Annotated in this window: 1 rRNA gene; it reads right to left on the reverse strand. The window is 49.7% G+C overall.

The features are described 5' to 3' along the window. Positions 1–11 precede the first annotated feature (11 nt). Positions 12–1,533, reverse strand: a 16S ribosomal RNA gene (locus tag OM075_RS25010). Between the last annotated feature and the right edge of the window lie 9 nt (positions 1,534–1,542).

The raw sequence follows: 1,542 nt of genomic DNA on the forward strand, positions 1-1,542 counted from the left end.
ACTCTCTCCAGAAAGGAGGTGTTCCAGCCACACCTTCCGGTACGGCTACCTTGTTACGACTTAACCCTAGTTATCAGTTTTACCCTAGGCCGCTCCTTGCGGTAACAGACTTCAGGTACCCCCGACTTCCATGGTTTGACGGGCGGTGTGTACAAGGCCCGGGAACGTATTCACCGCGTCATTGCTGATACGCGATTACTAGCGAATCCAGCTTCACGGAGTCGAGTTGCAGACTCCGATCCGAACTGAGACCGGTTTTAGAGATTAGCATCACATCGCTGTGTAGCTGCCCTTTGTACCGACCATTGTAACACGTGTGTAGCCCTGGACGTAAGGGCCGTGCTGATTTGACGTCATCCCCACCTTCCTCACGGTTTACACCGGCAGTCTTGTTAGAGTCCCCACCTTTACGTGATGGTAACTAACAACAGGGGTTGCGCTCGTTATGGGACTTAACCCGACACCTCACGGCACGAGCTGACGACAACCATGCAGCACCTTGTAAGCAGTCCGAAGAAAAGAATATCTCTACTCTATGCAGCCTACATTTAAGTCCAGGTAAGGTTCCTCGCGTATCATCGAATTAAACCACATGTTCCTCCGCTTGTGCGGGCCCCCGTCAATTCCTTTGAGTTTCATTGTTGCCAACGTACTCCCCAGGTGGATTACTTAATGCTTTCGCTCAGTCGCTGACTATGTATCGCCAACAACGAGTAATCATCGTTTACGGCGTGGACTACCAGGGTATCTAATCCTGTTCGCTCCCCACGCTTTCGTGCATCAGCGTCAATTATAGCTTAGTAAGCTGCCTTCGCAATCGGTGTTCTGTGTTATATCTATGCATTTCACCGCTACACAACACATTCCGCCTACCTCAACTAAATTCAAGACTATCAGTATCAATGGCAGTTTTACAGTTGAGCTGCAAGATTTCACCACTGACTTAATAGTCCGCCTACGCACCCTTTAAACCCAATAAATCCGGATAACGCTCGCATCCTCCGTATTACCGCGGCTGCTGGCACGGAGTTAGCCGATGCTTATTCATACGGTACCTTCAAAAACCTACACGTAGGTCACATTATTCCCGTATAAAAGAAGTTTACAACCCATAGGGCAGTCTTCCTTCACGCGACATGGCTGGTTCAGCCTTCCGGCCATTGACCAATATTCCTCACTGCTGCCTCCCGTAGGAGTCTGGTCCGTGTCTCAGTACCAGTGTGGGGGACCTTCCTCTCAGAACCCCTAGACATCGTCGCCTTGGTGAGCCGTTACCTCACCAACTAGCTAATGTCACGCATGACCATCTTTTACCGCCGAAACTTTACTTATTCATCCATGCGAATAAACAAGACTATAGGGTATTAATCCAAATTTCTCTGGGCTATCCCCTTGTAAAAGGCAGGTTTCATACGCGTTACGCACCCGTGCGCCGGTCGTCAGCGGAAGCAAGCTTCCCTGTTACCCCTCGACTTGCATGTGTTAGGCCTGTCGCTAGCGTTCATCCTGAGCCAGGATCAAACTCTTCGTTGTATAAAAATT

It is taken from the genome of Plebeiibacterium sediminum (genome assembly GCF_026013605.1).
Lineage (GTDB): Bacteria > Bacteroidota > Bacteroidia > Bacteroidales > Marinilabiliaceae > Saccharicrinis > Saccharicrinis sediminus.